Here is a 2,555-nt window from a genome sequence, read left to right on the forward strand (position 1 = left end):
AAGCAAGCTCGCTCCCGCTTGGCGGGAGTGAGCCCGGACATGGGATGCCCTGTGGGCATCCCATGCCTGGCGAACGCCTGGCCGCGCTGTCGGCCAGGCAAGGCCGCAGGCCGAAGGGTGCACCATTGAGCGCCGCTGGCGGCGCCGTAGCGGCGGATCCGCCAGCCGGCGATTCCCGCCATCGCCGCGTGTTCCTCGTCGTGCTGAGCGCGTTGGCCGGGCTCGCCTGGCTGGCGCTGTGGGCCTGGGCGGGCAGCCCTTATGGCCGCTACCTCGACCACGGCGACTGGACGGCCTCGGGCCCGGCCGCCTCCGTCTGCCGGGCGATCCCCGGTGGCAACGTCATCGTGCCCGCCCTGCTCTACAGCGCCGCCTGGATCCTGATGACCACGGCCATGATGCTGCCGACCACCCTGCCCCTGTTCAATGCCTTCGACCGGTTGACGGCGCGGCGGGCGGACCACCGCCGGCTGCTCCTGCTGCTGGGCCTGGGCTATATGGCGGTGTGGGGCGGCTTCGGGCTCGTGGCCCATGTGCTGCACGCGGGGCTGCTGGCGCTCGTCAACGGCGTGCCCCTGCTGGCCTGGCATGGCTGGCTGATCGGCACGACCATCATCACCTTGGCCGGGGCCTTCCAGTTCAGCAGCCTCAAGCACCGCTGCCTGGAGAAGTGCCGCACACCCTTGAGCTTCGTCATGCAGCATTGGCGCGGCCACGCCGAGGCGCGGCACGCGTTCATGCTGGGCGCCCACCACGGCCTGTTCTGTGTCGGCTGCTGCTGGGCATTGATGCTGCTGATGTTTGCGCTCGGCACCGGCAGCCTCGGCTGGATGCTGTTGCTGGCCGCGGTCATGGCGGTTGAGAAGAATGTCCGCTGGGGCCACCGGCTGAGCACGCCGCTGGGCGTCGCGCTGCTGGGCTGGGCCGCGGTCCTGGTGGGGGTCCATGTCTGAGTCGCGCGCCGGCCTGCCCCTGCTGAAGACCTTGGCCCTGACCACGACGGCGATGCTGGCCTTCGCGGCGAATTCGCTGCTGTGCCGGCTCGCCCTGCGGCAGGATCTCATCGATGCGGCCAGCTTCGGCAGCATCAGGCTGGCCGCCGGGGCGGTCACGCTCGCGGCCATCGTGCGGCTCAGGCCCGGCCAGGCCGCCGCCACTCATTCCGACTGGCTCGCCGCAGCCATGCTGTTCGCCTACGTCGCCTTCTTCTCCTTCGCCTACCTCAGCCTGTCCGCGGGCACGGGCGCCCTGATCCTGTTCGGCGCGGTCCAGGTGACGATGTTCAGCGCCGGGCTGCGCTCGGGCGAGAGGTTCCGGCCCCTGGCCTGGTTCGGCCTCGCTCTGGCCGTGGCGGGGCTGGTCTATCTGGTGTCACCCGGCGTGGCGGCGCCACCGGTCCTCGGCGCGGCCATGATGGCGGCAGCGGGCCTGGCCTGGGGCCTGTACTCGCTGCGCGGCCGCGGCGTGAGCGATCCGTTGGCGGCGACAGCGGGCAACTTCCTGCGCGCCACGCCACTCGCTCTGCTGGTGAGCCTGCTGTTCGCAGCCCAGGCGCGCGCCAGCACCACCGGTATCGCCCTGGCCGTCGCCTCGGGCGCCGTCACGTCCGGCATCGGCTATGTCATCTGGTACGCCGCGCTGCGCGGGCTGTCCGCGCTGCGCGCGGCGACCGTGCAGCTGTCGGTGCCGCTGATTGCTGCATTCGGCGGGGTGGCGCTGCTGTCGGAGGCCGTCACCCCGCGGCTGCTGGCGGCCTCGGCGGCCATCCTCGGCGGCATTGCGCTGGTGCTGGCCAGCAGGTCGCGGCGCTGATCACGGGCAGCGCAGGAAGACGCCCTGCACGGTGCATGAACCGCGCGGTCCGACAAGGGTGGGGCCGACCCGCGTCAGCGTCGAGCCATCGCTGGCCAGGCAGGTGGCGGCATTGCACTGGGTCACGGTGACCGGCGCTTGCGGACGCGGCAAGGCCACGGGCGGCACGGTTGGCATGGGCACCCGGGGCGCCACCACGCCGGGCCGCGCGGGCGTGCCCGGCGCCACCCAGCTGCGCTGTGATGGCGACGGCGAAGTGGTGAGCCCGCCAAGGCAGGCATCCGCAACCCGCTTGCGCAGCGGCTCCAACCGCGCAGCGACGGCATGCTGGCGCTGCTGATCGGACAAGCTGGTCGATGAAGCGGCAGCGGCCGCCGCGATGGTCTCCTCCGCTTCGTCCAGCGCATTCAGCGCGGTGCGGCAGGCCGCCGATCTGGGCAGCTCCTCGGCCTGAGCAGCGCCGACCATCCCGCAAAAGGTGGCGGCGAGCAGAAGGACGGCGAAGCGTGCAGTCATGGCCTGGCAATCTTGCGCCATTCTTCGCAGGGGCGCTGTAGGCCAGGGCCGGCGGCTCAGGTCCGACGCAGCCGCGGCCAGGCCAGCAGTGCTACCAGCCCCAACCCGCCCGCCAGCGCATAGCCGGCCACGCTGGCTGCGTTGGCCGCGCCGTCCACACCCAACAGGTCCAGCGCCGCCACACCGGTCTTTTGCAGGTTGAGGTAGAGCGCGAACAGGAACAACGC

General features: G+C 71.9%; 3 protein-coding genes. 2 read left to right on the top strand and 1 reads right to left on the bottom strand.

Annotated elements, in window-relative coordinates:
• The first annotated feature begins 62 nt into the window (after positions 1–62).
• Together AC1DU6_RS26965 and AC1DU6_RS26970 are read left to right on the top strand one after the other, a co-directional pair.
• A complete protein-coding gene (locus tag AC1DU6_RS26965; protein ID WP_477860871.1) occupies positions 63–953 on the top strand; it encodes a DUF2182 domain-containing protein in 891 nt (296 codons plus the stop codon).
• Positions 946–1,812, top strand: coding sequence for a DMT family transporter (locus AC1DU6_RS26970; protein ID WP_477860873.1), 867 nt, complete (start codon positions 946–948; stop codon positions 1,810–1,812). The genes AC1DU6_RS26965 and AC1DU6_RS26970 overlap by 8 nt, the downstream gene beginning before the upstream one ends.
• Here the strand turns inward: AC1DU6_RS26970 and AC1DU6_RS26975 are convergent, their stop codons facing one another.
• Complete coding sequence (locus AC1DU6_RS26975; RefSeq protein WP_477860875.1) at positions 1,813–2,328, bottom strand: hypothetical protein; 516 nt, start codon at positions 2,326–2,328, stop codon at positions 1,813–1,815.
• Between the last annotated feature and the right edge of the window lie 227 nt (positions 2,329–2,555).

This window comes from Roseateles sp. P5_B10, assembly GCF_056400485.1.

Bases quoted from the DNA above. Each gene is read 5' to 3' on its own strand.
- AC1DU6_RS26965 (WP_477860871.1), top strand. From the start codon at position 63: ATGCCTGGCGAACGCCTGGCCGCGCTGTCGGCCAGGCAAGGCCGCAGG.
- AC1DU6_RS26970 (WP_477860873.1), top strand. From the start codon at position 946: ATGTCTGAGTCGCGCGCCGGCCTGCCCCTGCTGAAGACCTTGGCCCTG.
- AC1DU6_RS26975 (WP_477860875.1), bottom strand. From the start codon at position 2,328: ATGACTGCACGCTTCGCCGTCCTTCTGCTCGCCGCCACCTTTTGCGGG.